The organism is Streptomyces sp. NPDC039430, from assembly GCF_055639435.1.
Genome location: NZ_JBVKAK010000010.1, coordinates 226,779 through 247,096, shown reverse-complemented (window position 1 = coordinate 247,096; position 20,318 = coordinate 226,779). Strand labels below are relative to the sequence as shown.

19 protein-coding genes are annotated in these 20,318 nt (G+C 72.9%); 15 read left to right on the top strand and 4 right to left on the bottom strand.

Going from position 1 to position 20,318, the window contains the following annotated elements:
• The first annotated feature begins 336 nt into the window (after window positions 1–336).
• The 4 genes from ACZ7LS_RS25590 to ACZ7LS_RS25575 all read left to right on the top strand — a co-directional run bounded on the left by ACZ7LS_RS25590 (window position 337) and on the right by ACZ7LS_RS25575 (window position 4,142).
• Entirely contained in the window at window positions 337–1,698 is a 1,362-nt protein-coding gene (locus tag ACZ7LS_RS25590) for an MFS transporter (RefSeq protein WP_382527308.1), read from the top strand.
• Between the two features lie 303 nt (window positions 1,699–2,001).
• Window positions 2,002–2,481: a DUF2771 domain-containing protein gene (locus ACZ7LS_RS25585; protein ID WP_129767063.1), complete on the top strand. Its 480-nt coding sequence runs from the start codon at window positions 2,002–2,004 to the stop codon at window positions 2,479–2,481.
• A gap of 63 nt (window positions 2,482–2,544) precedes the next feature.
• Window positions 2,545–3,297 carry a futalosine hydrolase gene (locus ACZ7LS_RS25580; protein ID WP_382527311.1) on the top strand — a complete coding sequence of 251 codons (753 nt, stop codon included), beginning with the start codon at window positions 2,545–2,547 and terminating at the stop codon, window positions 3,295–3,297.
• Window positions 3,294–4,142, top strand: coding sequence for a 1,4-dihydroxy-6-naphthoate synthase (locus ACZ7LS_RS25575; RefSeq protein ID WP_382527314.1), 849 nt, complete (start codon window positions 3,294–3,296; stop codon window positions 4,140–4,142). Before ACZ7LS_RS25580 ends, ACZ7LS_RS25575 begins: the two co-directional genes overlap by 4 nt.
• Before the next feature lie 90 nt (window positions 4,143–4,232).
• Here ACZ7LS_RS25575 and ACZ7LS_RS25570 read toward each other — a convergent pair whose 3' ends face one another.
• Window positions 4,233–4,616: a cold-shock protein gene (locus ACZ7LS_RS25570; RefSeq protein WP_382527317.1), complete on the bottom strand. Its 384-nt coding sequence runs from the start codon at window positions 4,614–4,616 to the stop codon at window positions 4,233–4,235.
• Window positions 4,617–4,810: 194 nt separating this feature from the next.
• On the opposite strand from ACZ7LS_RS25570, the gene ACZ7LS_RS25565 reads away from it, so the two are divergent.
• Window positions 4,811–5,068, top strand: coding sequence for a hypothetical protein (locus tag ACZ7LS_RS25565; RefSeq protein ID WP_385136402.1), 258 nt, complete (start codon window positions 4,811–4,813; stop codon window positions 5,066–5,068).
• Here ACZ7LS_RS25565 and ACZ7LS_RS25560 read toward each other — a convergent pair.
• Entirely contained in the window at window positions 5,038–5,682 is a 645-nt protein-coding gene (locus ACZ7LS_RS25560) for an HAD family hydrolase (protein ID WP_382527323.1), read from the bottom strand. The two genes, ACZ7LS_RS25565 and ACZ7LS_RS25560, sit on opposite strands and share 31 nt — an antisense overlap.
• A gap of 183 nt (window positions 5,683–5,865) precedes the next feature.
• Between ACZ7LS_RS25560 and ACZ7LS_RS25555 the strand changes: the two genes are divergently transcribed.
• From ACZ7LS_RS25555 to ACZ7LS_RS25540, 4 genes are all read left to right on the top strand, one after another.
• Complete coding sequence (locus ACZ7LS_RS25555) at window positions 5,866–6,900, top strand: FecCD family ABC transporter permease (RefSeq protein ID WP_382527326.1); 1,035 nt, start codon at window positions 5,866–5,868, stop codon at window positions 6,898–6,900.
• On the top strand, window positions 6,897–7,997 hold the full coding sequence (locus ACZ7LS_RS25550; protein WP_382527329.1) for a FecCD family ABC transporter permease: 1,101 nt from the start codon (window positions 6,897–6,899) through the stop codon (window positions 7,995–7,997). Before ACZ7LS_RS25555 ends, ACZ7LS_RS25550 begins: the two co-directional genes overlap by 4 nt.
• Window positions 7,994–8,797, top strand: coding sequence for an ABC transporter ATP-binding protein (locus ACZ7LS_RS25545; RefSeq protein ID WP_382527331.1), 804 nt, complete (start codon window positions 7,994–7,996; stop codon window positions 8,795–8,797). The genes ACZ7LS_RS25550 and ACZ7LS_RS25545 overlap by 4 nt, the downstream gene beginning before the upstream one ends.
• Before the next feature lie 160 nt (window positions 8,798–8,957).
• Window positions 8,958–9,833 carry an AraC family transcriptional regulator gene (locus tag ACZ7LS_RS25540; RefSeq protein WP_382666743.1) on the top strand — a complete coding sequence of 292 codons (876 nt, stop codon included), beginning with the start codon at window positions 8,958–8,960 and terminating at the stop codon, window positions 9,831–9,833.
• Between the two features lie 153 nt (window positions 9,834–9,986).
• On the opposite strand, the gene ACZ7LS_RS25535 is transcribed toward ACZ7LS_RS25540, so the two are convergent.
• Window positions 9,987–11,054, bottom strand: a complete 1,068-nt coding sequence (locus tag ACZ7LS_RS25535; RefSeq protein WP_385136397.1) for a hypothetical protein — start codon at window positions 11,052–11,054, stop codon at window positions 9,987–9,989.
• A gap of 315 nt (window positions 11,055–11,369) precedes the next feature.
• On the opposite strand from ACZ7LS_RS25535, the gene ACZ7LS_RS25530 reads away from it, so the two are divergent.
• The 3 genes from ACZ7LS_RS25530 (at window position 11,370) to ACZ7LS_RS25520 (ending at window position 15,650) form a co-directional block, all read left to right on the top strand.
• Entirely contained in the window at window positions 11,370–13,991 is a 2,622-nt protein-coding gene (locus tag ACZ7LS_RS25530; protein ID WP_385136394.1) for a helicase-associated domain-containing protein, read from the top strand.
• A 583-nt stretch (window positions 13,992–14,574) separates the two neighbouring features.
• A complete protein-coding gene (locus tag ACZ7LS_RS25525; protein ID WP_385136391.1) occupies window positions 14,575–15,126 on the top strand; it encodes a hypothetical protein in 552 nt (183 codons plus the stop codon).
• Window positions 15,111–15,650, top strand: a complete 540-nt coding sequence (locus ACZ7LS_RS25520; RefSeq protein WP_385136388.1) for a GNAT family N-acetyltransferase — start codon at window positions 15,111–15,113, stop codon at window positions 15,648–15,650. The genes ACZ7LS_RS25525 and ACZ7LS_RS25520 overlap by 16 nt, the downstream gene beginning before the upstream one ends.
• A 212-nt stretch (window positions 15,651–15,862) precedes the next feature.
• Here the strand turns inward: ACZ7LS_RS25520 and ACZ7LS_RS25515 are convergent, their stop codons facing one another.
• Window positions 15,863–17,986: a HelD family protein gene (locus ACZ7LS_RS25515; RefSeq protein ID WP_385136386.1), complete on the bottom strand. Its 2,124-nt coding sequence runs from the start codon at window positions 17,984–17,986 to the stop codon at window positions 15,863–15,865.
• A 379-nt stretch (window positions 17,987–18,365) separates the two neighbouring features.
• Here ACZ7LS_RS25515 and ACZ7LS_RS25510 point away from each other — a divergent pair, with 379 nt between their 5' ends.
• The 3 genes from ACZ7LS_RS25510 (at window position 18,366) to ACZ7LS_RS25500 (ending at window position 20,279) form a co-directional block, all read left to right on the top strand.
• On the top strand, window positions 18,366–18,563 hold the full coding sequence (locus ACZ7LS_RS25510) for a hypothetical protein (protein ID WP_382527351.1): 198 nt from the start codon (window positions 18,366–18,368) through the stop codon (window positions 18,561–18,563).
• A gap of 108 nt (window positions 18,564–18,671) precedes the next feature.
• Window positions 18,672–19,889, top strand: a complete 1,218-nt coding sequence (locus ACZ7LS_RS25505) for a glycosyltransferase 87 family protein (protein ID WP_382527354.1) — start codon at window positions 18,672–18,674, stop codon at window positions 19,887–19,889.
• A 48-nt stretch (window positions 19,890–19,937) separates the two neighbouring features.
• A complete protein-coding gene (locus ACZ7LS_RS25500) occupies window positions 19,938–20,279 on the top strand; it encodes a hypothetical protein (RefSeq protein WP_382527357.1) in 342 nt (113 codons plus the stop codon).
• Window positions 20,280–20,318 lie beyond the last annotated feature (39 nt).

The following is a 20,318-nucleotide window of genomic DNA, read 5'->3' as shown; positions in this document are numbered from 1 at the left end:
CCGGTGGCGCGCTACGCACGCTACCCCCTCTCTCGCCCCCCGCCCACCTGCACGCCGCCTTTCCCGGACTTCGGACCACACCGCAACCAGGCCGTGACCCGGAGAAACCCCAAGGTGGGAGGCCGACAATGTGTTCGGATCCACCCGGGAGACCACCCGGGAGAGATTCCGGGCGCGTCCGCCGCTCCGGCACCGGACCGGCTCGCTCCGGTACCGGCCGGTGAACTCACTCCGGCTCGCCGGTGACCCGCGCGGGATCGTCCGTCGTGGCAGCGTCACGGCCCCGTCATGCTCGGGTTCGGTTCGCACCAGGGGCCCTTGGGGCACTATGACGAGGTGACAGCCGTGAGGTCGTCCGACACGCGTACGGCCGGCCCGCTCCGGAGGACCGGGCGGGCCATCGGTCATGCCCTGCGGCTCCCCTTCGCCGCCGGGGCGAGATGGATCCGCAAGGCCACCCACGCGCACGGCGCGGGTGAGTCGGGGCTCGGCAAGCTGATCGAGCTGCACGCCGTGAACGGCGCGGGCGATGTCATGATCACCGTCGCTCTCGCGTCCACGGTCTTCTTCTCCGTGCCGACGGACGAGGCGCGAGGCCGCGTCGCGCTCTATCTCGCCGTCACGATGGCGCCCTTCACCCTGCTCGCCCCCGTCATCGGCCCGCTCCTCGACCATCTGCCGCACGGCCGCCGGGCCGCCATGGCCTGCGCCATGTTCACCCGGGCCGCGCTCGCGATCCTGATGTCGACCGCCGTCATAACGGGCAGTCTGGAGCTGTATCCCGCCGCGCTCGGGGTGCTCGTGGCGTCGAAGGCGTACGGGGTGGTCCGCAGCGCGGTCGTGCCCCGGCTGCTACCGCCCCGCTTCTCTCTGGTGCGGGCCAACTCCCGGGTCACGCTGGCGGGGCTGCTGGCGACCGGTGTGGCGGCGCCGATCGGCGCCGGGCTGCATCAGATCGGTCCGAAATGGCCTCTGTACGGCGCGTGTCTGATCTTTCTCGCCGGTACGTTCCTGGCGTTCACGCTGCCGCCCAAGGTGGACTCCGCGAAGGGCGAGCGCAGGGCGCGGCTGGTCACGGTCGTCCAGGGGGAGAAGCGGAAGCCGTCGCTGCGTACGGTCGGCCCGGCGGTGCTGCACGGCCTCCAGGCGAACACGTCGCATCGCGCCCTCTCGGGCTTCCTGACCTTCTTCCTCGCCTTCCTGCTGCGCGAGCACCCGCTGTTCGGCCACAGCGCCGTCGTCTCGCTGGGCATCGTGGGCGTCGCCGCCGGTGCGGGCAACGCCCTGGGTACGGCGGTCGGCGCCTGGCTGAAGGCCCGCGGTCCCGAACTGATCATCGTGACGGTTCTGGGCATAGCCCTCACCTCCGCGATCGTCGCGGCGCTGCTCTTCGGCGGCCTGATGATGGCGGTGCTGTGCGCGGTGGCCGGTTTCACCCAGGCGCTGTCGAAGCTGTCCCTGGACGCGGTGATCCAGCGGGACGTCCCGGAGCAGGTACGGACGTCCGCCTTCGCCCGCTCCGAGACGCTGCTCCAGATGTCCTGGGTGGTGGGCGGCGCGATCGGTATCGCGCTGCCGCTCAACGGGGTGCTTGGCATGTCGGTGGCCGCGGCGATCATGGGGATCGGGGCGCTCACCGCCGCACGCGGGCTGCTGACCGCGTCCCGACGCGGCACGGCCCACGCGCGCGTCGCGTGACACCGGGCGCCATGACACCGAACGCCCTGACACCGGCCGAGGTGACACCGGCCAGGCGCGGCACCGCCCGACGCGACACCCTGCGGCGCGACGCCGGCCGACCGGGCACGGGGCGCCGCGACGCCGGCCGACCGGGCACGGGGCGCCGTGACACCGGCCGACCGGGCACGGGGCGCCGTGACACCGGCCGACCCGGCGCCCGGGGGCGCGGCAGCCGTCCGCCCCGCGCCCCCGGGGCGTCCGGTCGACGGCTCGCCGTACCCCCTCGCGGCGTGGGCGCGGGCGACCGATAGCCTTCGCCCCATGACCGTTGCGTTCTTCTCTGGTAGGTCCCGCCGGGCCGGCGTCGCCCTCGGCGCGGTGTCCGCCGGGCTCCTCGTCCTCGCCGCCTGTGAAAAGCCGACGCCGCTCGCGACCGTGACGGTCGGTGACAACTCGATCAACACCGCGGCGGCCTGCTACAACGACGGCAAGGCGATCAAGACCGCCGACATCCAGCCCTGCCTGAACAAGAAGGCGGAGAAGGTCGTCGAGATCTCGATGGACGACAAGGTCCACTTCGGGGTCGACCCGACGATCGCCGAGCACGGCTGGACGCTCTTCATCAACGGCCAGCAGGCCGAGCAGGAGCCGTACAAGAAGACCTACCGGACCATCCCCGGCAACGCGTTCTTCTCCACCCAGACCGGCGAGACCACGAGCGACACGCAGGTCAGCATCGTCGAGACGAACGGCAAGACGCTGACCGGCATCTGGCACTTCGAGTTCAAGAAGAATTCCTGACCGACCCGGTGATCCGGCGGCCGGTACGGCCCCGGAGGCCGGGCGCCCCTGGAGGCTCCCGCCATGCGCGTACTTGTCGTCACGGCGGTGGCCGCGGAGGCGGACTCCGTCGCCGCGGGCCTCGACCGGTTCGCGGGCGCCGGTGTCCGGGAGCTGACGGGTGGGTACGAGATGACGACCCACGCGCAGTTCACCCCGCGGCCGGGGTCCGTGCGGATACCGGTGGTGGAGGTCCTGGCGGGCGGCGCGGGACCGGCGGCGGCCGCGGTCGCCACGGCGACGGCGCTGGCGGCCTCCCCGTACGACCCTCCGTACGATCTGGTCATCTCCGCCGGTATCGGCGGCGGCTTCGCGCCCCACGCCCCGCTCGGCTCGCTCGTCGTCGCGGACACGATCATCGCCGCGGACCTGGGCGCCGACACCCCCGACGGCTATCTGCCGGTCGAGGAGCTGGGTTTCGGCCGTAGCGTCCACGCGCCGCCGGCCGCGCTGACCGCCCGGCTGTCGAAGGTCCTGGACGCCGATCCGCGGGTCCGCTCGGTCCTCGCGCCCGTCCTCACCGTCACGACGGCGACCGGCACGGCCGCCCGTACGGCCGAGCTGACCGCGCGTCATCCGCGCGCCGCCGCCGAGGCGATGGAGGGCTTCGGGGTCGCGGAGGCCGCCGCCGCCCACTCCGTACCGTGCGCCGAGATCCGCGCGATCTCCAACACCGTCGGCCCGCGCGACCGCGCCGGTTGGCGGATCGGCGAGGCGCTGGACGCGCTGCGCTACGCGTTCACGCTGCTCACCCCCGTATTCGAGGAGCCGTCATGACCCCGCAGCCGCTGCAGATCGCCTACTCGCCCTGCCCCAACGACACCTTCGTCTTCGAGGCGTGGGCGCACGGCAGGGTCACCGGCGCGCCCGACATCGACGTCACGTTCGCGGACATCGACATCACCAACGGCATGGCGGAGCGGGGGGAGTTCGACGTACTGAAGGTCTCGTACGCCGTGCTGCCCTGGGTCCTGGACGAGTACACCCTGCTGCCCTGCGGCGGCGCGCTGGGCCGGGGCTGCGGCCCGCTCGTCCTGACGAAGGAGCCGGGCGCCGATCTGACCGGCAGGACGGTCGCCGTACCGAGCGAGCGCTCCACGGCCTATCTGCTCTTCCGGCTGTGGGCGGCGGATGTGCTCCCCGGCGGGGTGGGCGAGGTCGTCGTGCTGCCCTTCCACGAGATCATGCCCGCGGTGCGCGACGGCAAGGTGGACGCCGGACTCGTCATCCACGAGGCGCGCTTCACCTATCAGGACTACGGGCTGCACCGCCTCGCCGACATGGGCGAGCACTGGGAGTCCACGACGGGACTGCCGATCCCGCTCGGCGCGATCATCGCGAAGCGCTCGCTGGGCACGGAGGCACTCCAGCTGCTGGCCGCGTCGATCCGCAGGTCGGTACGGATGGCCTGGGACGATCCGGAGACCTCACGGCCGTACGTACTGGCGCACTCCCAGGAGATGGACCCGGCGGTCGCGGACCAGCACATCGGGCTGTACGTCAACGAGTTCACCGCGGATCTGGGCGAGGACGGCTACGCGGCCGTCCGCGGGCTGCTCACCCGCGCCGCGGCCGAGGGGCTCGTACCGCCTCTCGGCCACGACGCGCTGCGTTTCGTCTGAACCGCCCGGCCGGTCACGGCCGCGGTCGCGTGTCCGGACCGCCCGGCCGGCAGCCGCCGCGGGCACACGTCGGAACCGCCCCCGCGCGGCTCACACGTCCAGTTGGTCGGCCACCGCGCGCAGCAGGCCGGCGATCTTCCCGCCCGCCGCCTTGTCGGGGTAGCGCCCGCGCTCCAGCATCGGCGTGATGTTCTCCAGCAGCGTCGTCAGATCCTGGACGATGGAGGCCAGTTCGTCGGGCTTGCGGCGCTGGGCCGCCGCGACCGAGGGCGTCGGGTCGAGGACCGTCACCGAGAGAGCCTGGTCACCGCGCTGCCCCGCCACCACGCCGAACTCCACGCGCTGGCCTGGCTTGAGCGCGTCGACTCCGGCGGGGAGGACCGACGAGTGCACGAAGACGTCGCCGCCGTCGTCGCGGGAGAGAAAGCCGAAGCCCTTCTCGCTGTTGAACCACTTGACCTTGCCGGTAGGCACGTCTGTCCTCGTCCTCGTACTCGTTGGGGCGCCGGAGGATGTCGACACCCCCTGGCGCACAAAAACGGCTCTGGATAGCACTACAGCGGGTCCATCGACCCGCCATCACCAAGGCTAATGGTCCAGAGGCTGGTGACAAGACGTCGCCGGATGGTTCCTGTCCGCTGCTTTCCGCAGGGAACTACCCTGGTGGCGTGACTGCTACTCCTGAACCACGTGCGACGGAAGAGGCCGGACCCGGCGACGGACTGGTCCGCGTCGGCGCGATCGTCTTCATAGTCGGCGCCCTCGCCACCCTGATCACCGTCGCGCCGCTGTTCCTCGGCACCGAGCCCTTCCCGTCCATCGCGTACGCCGTCTGCATGCTGATGGGAGTGGGTTTCCTCGTCGCGGCCGCGGGTGTGCTGCGCTCGATCGCGGCTCAGCGCCGGGGGGCCAAGCCGGCCGCGTAGCCCTCCAGCCAGGCGGGGAAGACCGTCAGGTCGGGCAGGATCACATCGGCTCCCGCCCCGCGCAGCGCCTCCTCGTCGCACGGCCCGGTGGGTACGGCGACGGCGAGCGCCTCCGCCGTGTGCGCCCCGCGCACATCACCGATGTGGTCGCCGACGAACACCGACGCGCCGTGCTCCCGCAGCGCCTCGCCCTTGGCCTCGGCCCACAGCCAGCCGATCGCCGCGTCCGGCTCGATCCCGAGGTGGGTGAGGTGGAGTTTGGCGTTCGGCTCATGCTTGGCCGTGACGACGATCGCGCGCCCGCCCAGCTCCTGGACGGCGGTGACGGCCTCCCGGGCGCCGGGCAGCGCCCGCGTCGGCGGGATCGCGAATGTGGGATAGATCTCCCGGTAACGGTCGGCCACTTCGGCGACCCGCTCCTCCGGAAACCAGTGCGCCAGCTCCTGTTCGAGCGGCGGCCCGAGCCGGGTGACCGCGAGATCGGCGTCGATCGGCACCCCGGTCTCCTCGGCGAGCGCCTGGTAGACGGCGCGGATCCCGGGCCGTGAGTCGATCAGGGTCATGTCGAGGTCGAAGCCGACGGTGAGCGGTCGCCGAGCCGTGAGGGAAGCCATGGGGCCATTGTGCCCAGGGCGCCGGTACACACGTCGGGCCCCGGGAGATGGCCGAAACCGGGTGCTTAGACTTAGCCAAGCCTAACCACCGCCCGGTCTCGCACGTCCCGCCCGTCCTCCCCCGACCTCCCGTCCTCGCCCGTAGGTCCTCGCCCGTCCTGTCGCACCGTCCGATTGGTTCCGATGCCAGCCGCCGCCCCGCCGACCCACAGCACCAGACACGCCCTGGTCGCCCGCCGTATCGGCTGGACGGCGGCAGCGGTGGTGGCCGTGCTGCTCTCGGTCCTGCTGAGTCTCGCGGTCGGGGCGCGCGCCGTCGCTCCCTCCGCCGTCGTCGACGCGCTGCTGCACGGCGGCCACAGCGACGACGCCGAGGTCATCCGCCAACTACGGGTGCCGCGCACGCTCATCGGACTGATGGTCGGCGCCGCGCTCGCCCTGGCGGGCACCGCGCTCCAGGGCATCACCCGCAACCCGATCGCAGACCCCGGCATCCTCGGCATCAGCCAGGGCTCCTCCGTGGGCGTCGTCCTGGCCATCACCCTCGCCGGGGTACACACGCTCTCCGGCTATGTCTGGTACGCCTTCGCGGGCGCGGCGGTGGCGTCGGTGGCGGTGTACGCGATCGCCGCCCGAGGGCGCGGCGGCGCGACCCCGGTCAAACTCGCCCTCGGCGGCGCGGCGATCAACGCGCTGCTGGTCTCCGTGACGATGGGGGTCCTGACGACGAACGCGGCGACGCTGGACGAGTTCCGCTTCTGGCAGGTGGGCTCGATCGCGGGCCGGGGCGCCGAAGTGGCCGGTCAGGTCTGGCCGTTCCTGCTGCTCGGCACCGTACTGGTGATATCCGTGGCCCGCGGCCTGGACGCCCTGGCCCTCGGCGAGGACGTGGCGAAGGGCCTGGGCCAGAACGTCGCGGCCGTCCGGATCGTCGGCGGCCTCGGCGCGACCGTACTGACCGGAGTGGCGGTCGCGGCGGCGGGACCGATCGCCTTCATCGGTCTCGCCGTTCCGCACATCGCCCGCGCGATCGTCGGCTCGGACCACCGCTGGGTGCTCCCGATGGCGGCCCTGATCGGCCCCGTGATGCTGCTGGTCTCCGATGTCATCGGGCGGATCGTGTTCCCGCCGAGCGAGGTCCCCGCGGGTGTGATGACGGCCCTGCTCGGGGTGCCGTTCCTGGTCGCTCTCGTACGCCGGAAGGCGGTGCCGGCATGACGACGGCTCTCAAGGAGGCCCCGGAGCGCGCCGCCGGGGCCGGCGGGGTCCGCCCGGCGGGCTACGCGCGGGTACGGATCGGACGCGCCTCGTTCCTGCTGCACCGGCGGGCGGCGGTCGTGGCACTCGCGCTCGCCGTCGCGCTGGCCGCCGTGTGCGTGGCGTATCTGAGTGTCGGTGAGAGCTTCATAGCGCCGTCCGAGGTTCTGAAGGTGCTTCTCGGACAGACCTCCTCGGCCGATCTGGTGGTCGGCACCCTGCGGCTGCCGCGCATGGTGGTCGGGCTGCTGGTCGGGCTCGCGTTCGGCATCGCGGGCGCGCTGATCCAGACCGTGGCGCGCAACCCGCTCGCCAGTCCCGACATCATCGGCATCAGCCAGGGCGCGAGCGCGCTCACGGTCGGTGCGATGACGTTCGGTCTCACCTCGTACACCGTCCTCCCCTATCTCTCCGTCGCCGGCGGCATCGTCGCCGCGGCGCTGGTGTACGTCTTCGCCTGGCGCGGCGGGCTGCACGCCACACGCTTCGTGCTGATCGGCATCGGCTTCGCGATCGCCCTGCGCTCCGTCACGACGCTCTTCCTGACCAAGGGCGACTATCTGGTCGCCCAGCAGGCCCAGGTCTGGATGACCGGCTCCCTCAACGGCCGGGGCTGGGACGCCGCCGCGCCGCTCGGCTGGCTGCTGCTCGCGCTGGTGCCCGCGGTGCTGTGGGCGGCGCGCGCGCAGCGCACGGTCTCGCTGGACGACGACACCGCCACGGCGCTGGGCGTACGGCTGGGCCGCGTACGGCTCGGGCTCGTCCTGCTCGGTGTGGTGCTCGCGTCGGTCGCGACGGGTGCGGCGGGCCCGGTGGACTTCGTGGCGCTGCTGGCTCCGCAGATCGCCCGGCGCATGACCCGTACCGCGCAGATCCCGCTGCTGTGTTCGGCGCTGATGGGCGCGGTGATCGTCGTCCTCGCCGATCTGCTGGCCCGCAGGCTGTTCTCACCGACCGAACTCCCCGTGGGTGTCCTGACGGCGGCGGTCGGCGCCCCGTATCTGATCTGGCTGATCGTCCGCGGCCGTACCGGCCGTACCGCAGGAGGCAAGGCATGAGCAGGATCGTCGCCCGCGAGCTGACGCTCGCGTACGAGGACCGCACGGTCGTCCATGAACTGGACCTGGCCGTTCCCGACGGGCAGGTGTCGGTGATCGTCGGCCCGAACGCCTGCGGGAAGTCCACGACCCTGCGGGCGCTCGGCCGGCTGCTGAAGCCGCGCGGCGGTTCGGTGCTGCTGGACGGTACGGAGCTGGCCCGGATCCCGACCCGGAAGATCGCGCAGTCCATCGGCCTGCTCCCGCAGTCGCCGGTCGCCCCGGAGGCCATCACGGTCGCGGACCTGGTCTCGCGCGGCCGCCAGCCGCACCAGCACTGGTGGCAGCAGTGGTCGGACGAGGACGAGCGCGCGGTGACGGACGCGATGGAGCGTACGGACGTGACGGCTCTCGCCGACCGCTCGGTGGACGAACTGTCGGGCGGCCAGCGCCAGCGGGTGTGGATCGCGATGGCGCTGGCGCAGGAGACGGATCTGCTGCTGCTGGACGAGCCGACGACGTTCCTGGACATCGCGCACCAGGTGGAGGTGCTCGATCTGGTCCGCCGCCTCAACCACGATCAGGGCCGTACGGTCGTGATCGTGCTCCACGACCTCAACCAGGCGGCGCGGTACGCGGATCACCTGGTCGCGATGAAGGCGGGACGGATCGTGGCGGAGGGGCGGCCGGGGGAGATCGTGACGGCGGAGCTGGTACGGGAGGTCTTCGGCCTGGAGTCGGTGGTGGTACCCGATCCGGTGACGGGATCGCCGCTGGTGGTGCCGGGCGCGCCGTACCGGCCTGGTGCCGGCCCCTCGTAACCCTCCCGGCTTCCTCTCCGGCTTCTTCCCTGTTTCCGCTCGGTCTCTTCCGCGCCTCCCGGACTCCTCCGCGACCCGACAGGACCGGGCACGGATTGCCGGGTCCGGTGGGGCGGTCCCTCCCTAACGTGGCTGATCAGTAAGGGAAGGAGGTCCGGTGATGCTGGAACGGCTGAACCAGGCCATGGAGCACATCGAGCGCAATCTCGGTCAGCGGATCGAGGTCGCCGAACTCGCGCGGATCGCGGTCACGTCGGAGTACCACTTCCGGCGGCTGTTCTCCGCGCTGGCGGGCATACCGCTCTCCGAGTACATCCGCCGCAGACGGCTCACCGTCGCGGGCGCGGAAGTGCTCGGCGGGGAGCGGACGCTGCTCGATGTCGCGGTGCGGTACGGGTACGGCTCGGGCGAGGCGTTCGCGCGCGCGTTCCGCGCCCTGCACGGCGTCGGTCCCGGCGAGGCCCGGCGCACCGGCGCGACGCTGCGCTCCCAGCCACGGATGTCCTTTCGCCTCATCGTCGAAGGGAGTGCTGATATGCGGTACCGAGTGGTCCAGAAGCCGGAGTTCAGGGTGGTCGGTCCCAAGACACGGGTCCCGCTCGTGCACGAGGGCATGAACCCGGCGATCGTCTCGTTCATCCGGGGCCTCGGCCGGGAGACGCTCCAGCGGCTGGAGGAGCTCGGGGAGCTTTCCGGCCAGGAACCGCGCGGGATCGTCGCCGTCACCGACGACCTCGCCGAGAGCCGCGCCGAGGGCACCGAACTCGACTATCTGCACGGCGTGGTGACCGATGCCGCCGCGCCCGAGGGGATGGAGACGCTGACGATCCCGGCCGGGACGTGGGCGGTCTTCGAGAGCTCGGGGGAGTTCCCGCGGGCGCTCCAGTACCTGTGGCGGGACGTCTACACGCAGTGGTTCCCGTCCAATCCGTACCGGAGCGTGCCGGGCCCGGAGCTGCTGCGCACGCGGCTGTCGGAGGACGGGGCGCGGGCGGACGCGGAGTTGTGGATCCGGGTCGAGCGCGAGGTGGAGTGAGGGCTTGATTGAGGGCGGCGGGGTGCGTACGGGGGTGCGTACGGTGTCTGTCCGGACACCGGTACGCGCTGGTACGCACCCCGCCGCACCGCACCACGCGCCTGCACCCGCACCTGCGCCCGCGCCCGCGCCCGTACCCCCGGACCCGAGGCCCTACCCCGCCGGCTTCCGTCGCGCACGCCAGACCAGAAACAGCGCGGAGGCCACCGCCGCCGTACGGAGCACCACCGGCCAGGCGCTGGACAGGGCGTCGGCCATCCCGTCCTCGGGGATCGCCTCGCCCCAGCGGCCGTCCAGCCGGCCCCAGATCCAGAGCAGCCCCCCGGCGGCCGAGATCCCGGGGAGTCCGAAGACCGCCCATTTCGCCTCGGCGCGGGAGAGTTTGCGGGAGGCGTACGCGAGGAGCCAGCCGCCGCCCAGGGCCAGCAGGGAGCCGAACACCGCTCCGGCGACCAGCAGCGCGGCGGCGAGCAGCAGGAACGGGTGAGTGAGCCCGCCGGCCCGTCCGCCGGCCCCCTTCTCCGCGGTCTGCCTCCGCCGCGACAGCCTGAGGAGCCGGCGACGGCCCGCGCCCGGTGCCGGCTCTCGCGCCCGGTCCCCCGCCGTGTCCTCGGCGGACTCGGCGGACTCGGCGCCGTCCGCGGCATCGGCGTCCTCGGCGCCTTCCGCCGTCCTGCCCGGCCTCTCCTTCGGCGGCGGCTTGAGTATGTCGGGGATCTCGACCCCGCCCACGAACCCCGGCACCTGGTCCCCCGGGCCCGCACTCATCGGCCCCGTCTCGATCCGCCACCAGTCGGGCTGCCGGCCGGACGGGCCCAGCTCGTCCATGCCCGCCAGATGCGGCGGCGACGCGGCGGGCATCGCGGGGGCGGGCGGCTCCGACGCCTGTTCCGGGATGACCAGTCTCCTGGCTCCCCTCACGCGGCGGGCGCGCTGCTCCGGCAGCGCGGTCCGCGGTTCCGGCGCGCGGGCGGGGGCGTCGTCGCCCGAGGCGCCCTCGGAGGCCGCCCGTACCACCGCGTCCGGTGTCCCCAGCCGCCCCAGGATGCGGCGTACGGCGGCCGGGCTGTCCCCGCCGGCCTTCCCGCGCTGCTTGTCGATCTCGTTCCGCAGCGACGACACGAGCCTCATCCGGTCCCCGGAGGGCAGATGCCGCTGCTGAGCCTCGTCTCCCACGCGGCTCAGATAGTCATAGACCAGCTGATCGCTCTCGATCCCCACACAGTCCTCCGCACAAGCACGCCCGGCAGCCGCCATCACGACGGATACCCGTAGGCGATCGTGTCGAAGTCACTCCCGTACGTCCACCCCGGTACCTCCGCGCCGCGCCCCCGCACGCGCCCGCACGCACCCGCGCGCGGTGCCCCGCACCTCCGCCGGCATGTCCGCCCGTACATCCGTCCGTACATCCAGTACGAAACATCCGGTACGAAGAAGGCGCGGCGGCGCCCCGTGGCCCGGGGGCGCGGGCGGAGCGCCTCCCAGGGGCTAACGTGGAACGGATGGGGACCCGCGAAGCCTGACCAGGAGGCGCACGTGCCAGAAGGAACCGGCGGTACGCCACCGCGTACGCTCGCGGAGGCCCTGCGCACCCAGGGTGACGGCTCGCTCGTCGCGCTCCTGCGTGCCCGCCCCGATCTGCTCAATCCCGTACCGAGCGACCTCTCGCAGCTCGCGACGCGCGCGGGCACCCGCGCCTCCGTCGTACGGGCGCTGGAACGGCTCGACCGGTTCACGCTCCAGACCGCGGAGGCCCTGGCCGTCGCCACGGAGCCCGCGTCGTACGACACGCTGCGCGCGCTGCTGACCGGCGACGAGGGCGACCCGGATATCGAGGCGGTCCTGCCCCGCGCGGTGGAGACGCTGCGCGACCGGGCGCTGATCTGGGGCGCGGACGACCGGCTGCGGCTGGTACGCACCGCCCGCGAGCTGCTCGCGCCCTCCCCCACCCATCCCTCGCCGACCGGGCTCGGCCCGACGGTCGCCGAGGCCACCGCGGGCATGTCGCCGGGCCGGCTCCAGGAGATCCTGACCGCCGCCGGGCTGCCGTCCACCCACGATCCGGTCTCCGCCGTGGCCTCGCTCACCGCGCTCTTCACGGACCGTACGCGGATGGCGGCGCTGCTCGACACGGCCCCCGTGGAGGCCCTGTCGGTGCTGGACCGGCTGGTGTGGGGGCCGCCGTACGGCGAGGTCACCTCCAGCCCCACCCCGCCCGTGCAGTGGCTGCGCGACCGCGGGCTGCTGCTGCCCGCGACCACCCGCACGGTCGTCCTGCCGCGCGAGGCGGCGCTGCATCTGCGCGCCGGGCGCGCGCACCGTACGCCGGAGCCCGTGGCGCCCGCCATCGCGCCCCGTGCCTCGGATGCGAGCGCGGGCGCCCGTCCACAGGTTGTGGACAACACGGCGGCCGGGCAGGCGTACACGGCGCTCGCCACCATCGAGGAGCTGGCCAAGGACTGGAACGAGGGCGGCCCGAACGTCCTGCGGGCAGGCGGTCTGTCCGTACGCGACCTCAAGCGCACCGCCACCGCTCTCGACGTGACCGAGTCCGTGGCCGCGTTCTGGGTCGAACTCGCCTACGCGGCGGGGCTGCTGGCGGCCGACGGCGAGACCGACGAACGGTACGCCCCGACGCCCGCCTACGACGACTGGCAGGAACTGCCCGCCCCGGAGCGGTGGGCCCGGCTCGCCACGGCCTGGCTGACGGCGACCCGCACGGCCGGTCTGGTCGGCAGCCAGGACTCCAAGGGCCGTACGCTCGCCGCGCTCGGCCCCGACCTGGACCGCGGCGCGGCGCCCGAGGTACGGCGCCGGATCCTCGACCTCCTCGCCACCCTCCCCGAAGGCACGGCCCCCGACCCCGAATCGCTGCTCGCCAGACTGCGCTGGGAACGCCCCCTGCGCGGCGCGTCCGGCACCGGCCGGCATGACGATCTGCGGGCGCGGCTGGCGGCCTGGACGCTGAACGAGGCGGAGATGCTGGGCATCACGGGCCGGGGAGCGCTCGCGTCGCACACGCGCGCGCTGCTGGCGCCGGACGCCGCAGGTACCCCCGTTGCCACGGACGTCACACGCGCCTCGGTCGCCCCGGCGGCCACCGACGCCGCACACGCCTCGGGCGACCCGGCGGCGACGGCGGACGGTGTGCGCACCCCCGCTGATCTGGCCGCGGCGGGCGTGCGAGCAGCGCACGCCCTGGCGCCGCTGCTCCCCGAACCGCTCGACCACGTCCTCCTCCAGGCGGACCTGACCGCCGTGGCTCCGGGCCCGCTCCTGCGTCCGCTGGCCGAACTGCTCGCCATCGCGGCCGATGTCGAGTCGAAGGGCGGGGCGACGGTCTACCGCTTCACCCCCGGCTCCGTACGCCGCGCGCTCGACGCCGGACAGTCGGCGTCCGACCTGCACGACTTCCTCAGGAACCACAGCCGTACGCCCGTCCCCCAGCCGCTCGCCTACCTCATCGACGACGTGGCCCGCAAACACGGCCACCTCCGGGTCGGCGCGGCCTCCGCGTACGTCCGCTGCGACGACGAGGCCGTACTCGACGAGATCCTGGCCGACAAGCGCTCCCAGGGCCTGCGGCTGCGCCGCCTCGCCCCGACCGTACTGGCCGCCCACGCCGACGCGGTGACCCTGCTCGACGGGCTGCGCGTCATGGGCTTCGCACCGGCCGCGGAGTCGGCCGAGGGCGACGTGATGATCACCCGCGCCCACGCCCACCGCACCCCGCCCAGAACGCCCCCCGCCCCGGTCCCGGACGGACCCCCCACCCCGGACACGGCGCTGCTCAGCGCGGCGGTGAAGGCCATCCGCGCGGGCGACCTGGCCGCCACGGTCGTCCACAAACCGGTCCCCGAACCCTCCGGCTCCGGCTCGGCGGCCCTGGCCTCCGCGGCGGCGGCCTCCAGAAACGGCGCCCTCCCCCGCACCACCTCCGCCGAAACCCTCGCCACGGTCCAGGCCGCCGCCATGACGGGCTCAGCGGTCTGGATCGGCTACGTCAACGCGGACGGCGCGGCCAGCCAACGCGTCATCGCCCCGGTCCGGGTCGAGGGAGGCTACGTCACGGGCTACGACCACACGGCGGACGAGGTCCGCACGTACCCGCTGCACCGCATCACGGGAGTGGCGGAACTGGCGGACGACCCGGCGTGACTCCGGCGTGGCCGATACACATGGGTGTAGCGGTCCTGTCCGAGTAGAAGACGGCCAACGGTGCGGGATCAGGAAGAATCGGTCTCGCGCCGCTGCCCGCCGACCGGAAATTCGGGGCGACTCCGCTCACCGATCGGGTTCCGGTGGCTACGGTGGGTACGTGGAGGGGAATGAGAGCCTCAACGGCGCCATGCGTGAATGCGGCTACACCCAGGCCTAGTTGGCCGACGCGGTCAACGCCCGTCTGATGTCCCTCGGGTACGAGGGCACGGTGAGCGACCGCACGGTTCGCAACTGGCTCACGGGAAAAACGCGATGGCCGCACACCCGCCAGCGTGAGGCGTTAAAGGCAGTATTCGGCAGTACCGCCGAGGAGCTGGGGTTCAGCCCACCGGCGCCAAGACGATGCCCCTTCACCACTCCGGAGCAGCCCGTGAGGCGCAGGAACTTCCTCACCGCGACCACCGGCACGACAGCGGCCGTCGTCGCCCCGCTCATTCCCCGCATTCTGTGGGCACCTCCGACGTGATCCGGCTCCGCTCCGGCCTGGACGCACTCATGGCCCTGGACGCCACGCGAGGCGGTGGACTCCGGGTACGCGGCCCAGGCGACGGCCATCGCCCGGCGAAACCCTTTGTACGGCTCCCTGGCTCACGCCCGTACGGCCGTCGCCCATTCCAAGCCGGGTGACCGTCAGGCCGCCCTGCGGTCCCTGGGATATGCCCAGGAGGCCCTGGGCAAAGCGGCCTTGGACGAGCCCCGTCCGAGCTGGCTGGCCTTCTACGGCCCTTCCGAGCTGACAGCCATGACGGCCATCATCCGGGATCAGATCGGTGACCCCGTGGAAGCCGAGGCCGCCTCCCACCAGGCCCTGGCCGCGATCCCCGCTCAGTTCCGGCGGAACCGGGCTCTGGCGACCACCCGGCTCGCCCTGGCCCAACTCCACCAGCGCGACATCGACCAGGCATGTGCCACGGCCTCGACCGTATTCGAGTTGATGAGCGGCAATCCGATGCCCGGCCGGATGCGGTCTCTGCTCGGGGACTACTACCGGGACCTGATCACCCTTGCGCCGGACGCGAGCGTCGCCAGAGAGTGGGGAGACCGCTACCGATCCGAATGGAGCCGAGCTTGAGCGCCGCCGAGCTGGATGTCCGACACTTCACGCACGAAGACCTGTCGCGGATCAGGCAGACGATCATCGACGTGCACGCCGAAGCCCAAGACGCCGACAGGGATGACGAGTTCAAGAAGAAGTTCCCCTGGTTCGTGGACCACTGGGGCGGCAACCCGGCCTTCGCCTGCGTGATCGCATACGACGGTGACGAGCCAGTGGCCTTCGCGTACGGCGCTCCGGCCAACCCGGACCGCGAGTGGTGGCGCGAACACCTCGACCCCGCTCCGGAGAAGCCCCGTACGTTCGCCTACTCCGAGCTGGCCGTGCGCCCGAACTGGCGCAAGAAGGGCGTCGCCGAGCTGGTCACGCGCGTGCTGCTCGAAACCCGGGACGAGGATCTCGCCGTCCTCCTGGTGGATGTGGAACATCCCAGGGTGCAAGCCCTGTACGAGTCCTGGGGCTTCCGGAAAGTCGGGGAGCGCCGGCCCTTCCCTGACTCGCCGGTGTACGCGGTGATGCTGACGGAACTTCCGCTGGGCTGAGCCCGTACGCCCGGGTACACCCCCGCGTACGCGGGCACCACAGTTCGCCACCTGCGGTCTTCTCGGCGTCTCGGCGTCCGCGTCATAGCTTCCGCCGAGCCGGACCGTAGCGGAGCGGGCCCGGTCGAGCGTGCGAGCCGCCTCCGGGGCCGCCTCCGGGGCCGCCCCCGGGGGCGACGCGCACCCGCACCACGCGCCCCCGCCGGACGGCGTTACGTCGTCGGCGGCGACAGCGCCTCCGGCAGGTCCGTCGCGTGCAGGACGATCAGGCCCGATACCGCCCGCGTCAGGGCCACGTACAGCCGTCGCAGCCCCGTTCGTTCGTCCGGTTCGCCGTCGACCACCGCCGCCGGCTCGTCCAGGACCACGTAGTCGTACTCCAGGCCCTTCGCGAGCGACGCGGGCACCAGCGTCAGGCGGGCCTCGGCCGTTGTCTCCTCGCCGGGGGAGAGGTACGGCAGCCCCGCCGCCGTCAGCGCCTCGCGCAGCGCCGGGATACGGGCGTCCGCCGCGATCAGGCCCGTGGAGCCCTCGTGCGCGAGCGACTCCGCGCAGGCCGTGACGACGGCTTCGTCGAGACCACCCGCCGCCACAGGCCGTACGGAGAGCGAGCCCGGCGACTCCCGGACCGACGCCACCTCCGCCAGCCCCGGCGCGATCGACGGCAGCAGCCGCGACGCGTACGCGATCACCTCGCGCGGCACGCGGAAGCCCGCCGTCAGTTCCTCCACCACCGCGTCCGCCTTGCCCAGGTGCCGCAGCGCGTCGGCCCAGCTCGTCGTCGCCCAGGGCGTCGTCCCCTGCGCCAGGTCGCCCAGTACCGTCGCCGAGCCGGTCGAGCAGCGGCGGCCCACCGCGCGGTACTGCATGGGGGACAGATCCTGCGCCTCGTCGAGCACCACGTGTCCCAGCGAGTGGGTGCGGGCGATCAGGTCGCCCGCCTCGTCGATCAGTACCGCGTCCGCCGCCGACCACTTCGCCGACTTCACGCTCCGCGCCGGCTTCGTCCACAGGATCGTCTTCTGCTCGTCGGACGTGAGGACGCCCTCCGCGTGCGCCGCGAGGAACTCCGCGTCGGAGAGCAGCCGCAGCACCAGCTTCGCCGGGTCGACCGGCGGCCAGATCTCCTTCACCGCCGCCTTGACCGCGGGGTTGCGGGCCACCGCGTCCTGCACCCGGTCGTCCGGCGCCTCGCCCGCCTCCTCCATCCGTACGAGCACGGTGTGCGCGATCCGCTGCGGGAGGGCCTCGCGCGCGGCGCCGTAGCGCATGTCCCGGGCGAGGAGCTGGTCGACCATCTCTTCGAGTTCGTACGCCGGTACCCGCCACCGCCGCGAGCCGCGTACGACCACGACCTGCTCGGTCGGCGGGGTGACGTGGGACCGTAGGGCCCGTCTGAGGACCTCCGCCATGCGGGCGTCGCCCTTGACGACGGCGGCCGGCGCGGGGTCCGTGCCGCGTACGTCCACCGAGGCGACCAGATCGTCCACCGTCGCCTGCTGCACCTCCAACTCGCCCAGCGCGGGCAGGACTTGCTCGATGTAGTGGAGGAAGGAGGCGTTCGGGCCGATGACGAGCGTGCCGGTACGGGCCAGCCGCTCGCGGTGCGCGTACAGCAGATACGCGACCCGGTGCAGGCCGACGGCGGTCTTGCCGGTGCCGGGGCCGCCCTGGACGCAGACGGAACCGCCGAGGCCGCTCCGTACGATCTCGTCCTGCTCGGGCTGGATCGTCGCGACGATGTCGCGCATCGGGCCGACGCGCGGCCGTTCGATCTCGGCCTGGAGCAGTTTGCTGGAGCGCGCGGTCTCGGCCGGGTCGGAGAGGTGCTCGTCCTCGTACGCGGTGATGTCACCGGCCGTGTAGCCGAAGCGCCTGCGCAGCCCGACGTCCAGCGGGTCCTTCTTGGAGGCCCGGTAGAACGGCTGGGAGGCGGGGGCGCGCCAGTCGATGACCATGGGATCGCCGTCGGCGTCGTGGACATGGCGCCGGCCGATATGCAGTGTTCGATAAGCCGCCTCCGGCGGCGGGCGCTCGCCCTCGGCGCCCTCGGCCTCGGCCGCGCCCACGGGGTGCAGATAGTCGAGGCGGCCGAAGAAGAGCGGGGTGTGGGCGAGATCGGCGAGCGCCTTGACGCGGTCCTCGATCTGGGCCTCCAGGACGGCGGCGTTGACCCAGTTCGCGGTGACATCGCGGATGTCGAGCGCCTGGACGTCCTCGCGCATGGCGCGGAGGGCGGAGCGGGAAGCGGCGAGATGGGCGCGTTCCCGCGCCAGAAGCGGGTCCTGGGGGGCGTCGGCGGGGGTCGTGGCGGGGTCAGGGGCGTGCGCGGACACGGTGGTGCCTCCGGGGGCTTTACGCAGGCCGACGGGCCGCACCCCGTCGGGCGACGGGCCGCGGTGGCCGTTCGGCGTGGAATCACGTCATGGCGGTCGGCCGTCCGGTTTCCGTCCGGACGACGGCGCTCCGCGAGGGAGGCGGGCAAGGTGGGCGATTGTAGCCAGCGGGTGACGAGGAGACGAATGGTTTTCCGCGGGGCCGGGTGCCAGGGGCCTCCGGCGGGAGTCCTGGGCGGCGGGAGCGCGTCCGTCCCGCGGGCCATCCGCGGCCTCCGTCCCGTAGGGGATGCCACGGGACCGTAGTCGTACACGGCCTCGCGCGAGGCTCACACCGCAGGGCGATGCCTCACCCGGCGCGTGTGCCCATCATGGATGTATGAGTACCGCAACCTTTACCCCGGCCCATGCCCCGCACGGTTCGCAGCCCCCCGGCGCGACCGCCACGGGCTCCGTCCCCCACCACGCCCACCACCTCGGCAACGCGCTGCGCGCCGTCAAGGTCTTCGTGAGCGCCGCGTTCAACGTGGCCGTCCTCGGGGAGTACGCGGAGGAGGCGGGTATCAAGCGCCGCTGACCCGTACCGAGGCCCGCCGGCGCCCCGCGACCCGTATCGCGCCACTCGCGCGCCGCCCCGTCCCGCCGCGCTGCTGAGTAACGCCTCTGATCCACTAGGGTCGCGGCCGTGACCTACCGGACCGTGACGCCCCGTTCACTCGCCGCAGTGGGCGCGCTCGCCCTGTCGCTGGCCGCACTCGCCACTCTCTGCGTCGCCCGGCGCATCCCCATGGCCGACACACTCGTCTACCGTGCGGAAGGCGCTGCCGTCGTGGACGGCACCGATCTCTACGGTTTCACGGTCACCCAGTGGCAACTTCCCGCCACCTACCCGCCGTTCGCCGCGATCCTCTTCGTCCCCACCACCTGGCTGCCCCTCGACGCCCTCAAGGTCGTCTTCGTCATCGGGAACGCCGCGCTGCTGGCGCTGCTCGTACGGCTGTCCTGGCGGTTCGCGGGGATGCCCGCGGGGCCCGTGCCGCTGCTGGCCGCCGTCGCCGTCGGGCTCTGGCTCGAACCCGTCTTCCAGACCGTCCTCTTCGGACAGATCAACCTCGCACTCGTCTGCCTCGTCCTGTGGGATCTGTCGCGGCCCGAGCAGGCGCTCGGCAAGGGGTTCGCGCTCGGTGTCGCGGCGGGCATCAAGCTGACTCCGGCCGTCTTCATCGTGTATCTGCTGGTGACCGGGCGCGTACGGTCAGGACTGATCGGCCTGGCCTCCTTCACCGGCACCGTGCTGCTCGGGGCGCTCGTACTGCCCGAGGCGAGTGGCGAGTTCTGGACGACGCGCCTGTTCGAGACGGGCCGGGTCGGCAAGGCGTGGATCGTCGACAACCAGTCGCTGCAAGGGATGCTGGGGCGCTTCCTGCACACCGCGGAGCCGGGCCTGGTGTGGGCGGTGGCCGCCGGGGCCACGGCGGTCGCCGGGCTGTGGATCGCCCGGCGGGCCGTCGTACGGGCCGGGCTGGAGACCTGGGGCGTGCTGGTCATGGCCCTGACCGCGCTGCTCGTGTCGCCGATCAGCTGGTCGCACCACTGGGTGTGGTGCGTGCCGCTGCTGGCGGTGCTGATCGCGGAGCGCCGGTTCCGTACGGCGGCGGCGGTCGGGGTGGTGTGGACGGCGCGCACGTTCTGGATCGTGCCGCACGACGGCGATCTGGATCTCCGGCTGCCGTGGTGGCAGCAGCTGCCGGCCTCGCCGTACCCCCTGTTCACTCTGGGGCTGCTGGTGTTCGCGGCGTGGCGCACGGGCGCGGGGGCGGACAAGGGGGACTCCGCCCTCGTCCTTCCGGTGCAGCGTGCGGAGGCCGGCTCGGGGGTGAGTACGACGGCGGGTACGGGGTGAGTACGGGCGCCGAAGCGCGGCGCCACGCCCCGGTGATGTCATCGGGGCATGGAAACAACGACGACGGCCCCCGCCCGCACGCCTGAGCAGACCGCCGACCGCGGCGCCCTCCTCGCCCTCCGGCTCTGGGCGCTGGGCGGTCTCGGGCTGCTGCTGGGCGGCTACGTCCTGATGGCCGTCATCGCGCTGACCGACGCGGTCGATCCGGGCGACGGCGTCGCGGGGTCGTACATCGGCGCGGGCTTCTGGTCCCTCCACCTGTCCGGGCTCATCGGCCTGGCCGCGGCGGCGCTGCCGGGTGGCTCGATGCTGCGGGGCGTGCGGGGTGGCGCGGTGGGGGCGCAGTACGTACTGCTGGCGGCGGGCCCGGTGCTGGCGCTGATGGACTGAGGCGGCGGCCGAGGCGGCGAGCTGTGGCACGGAAGCCCG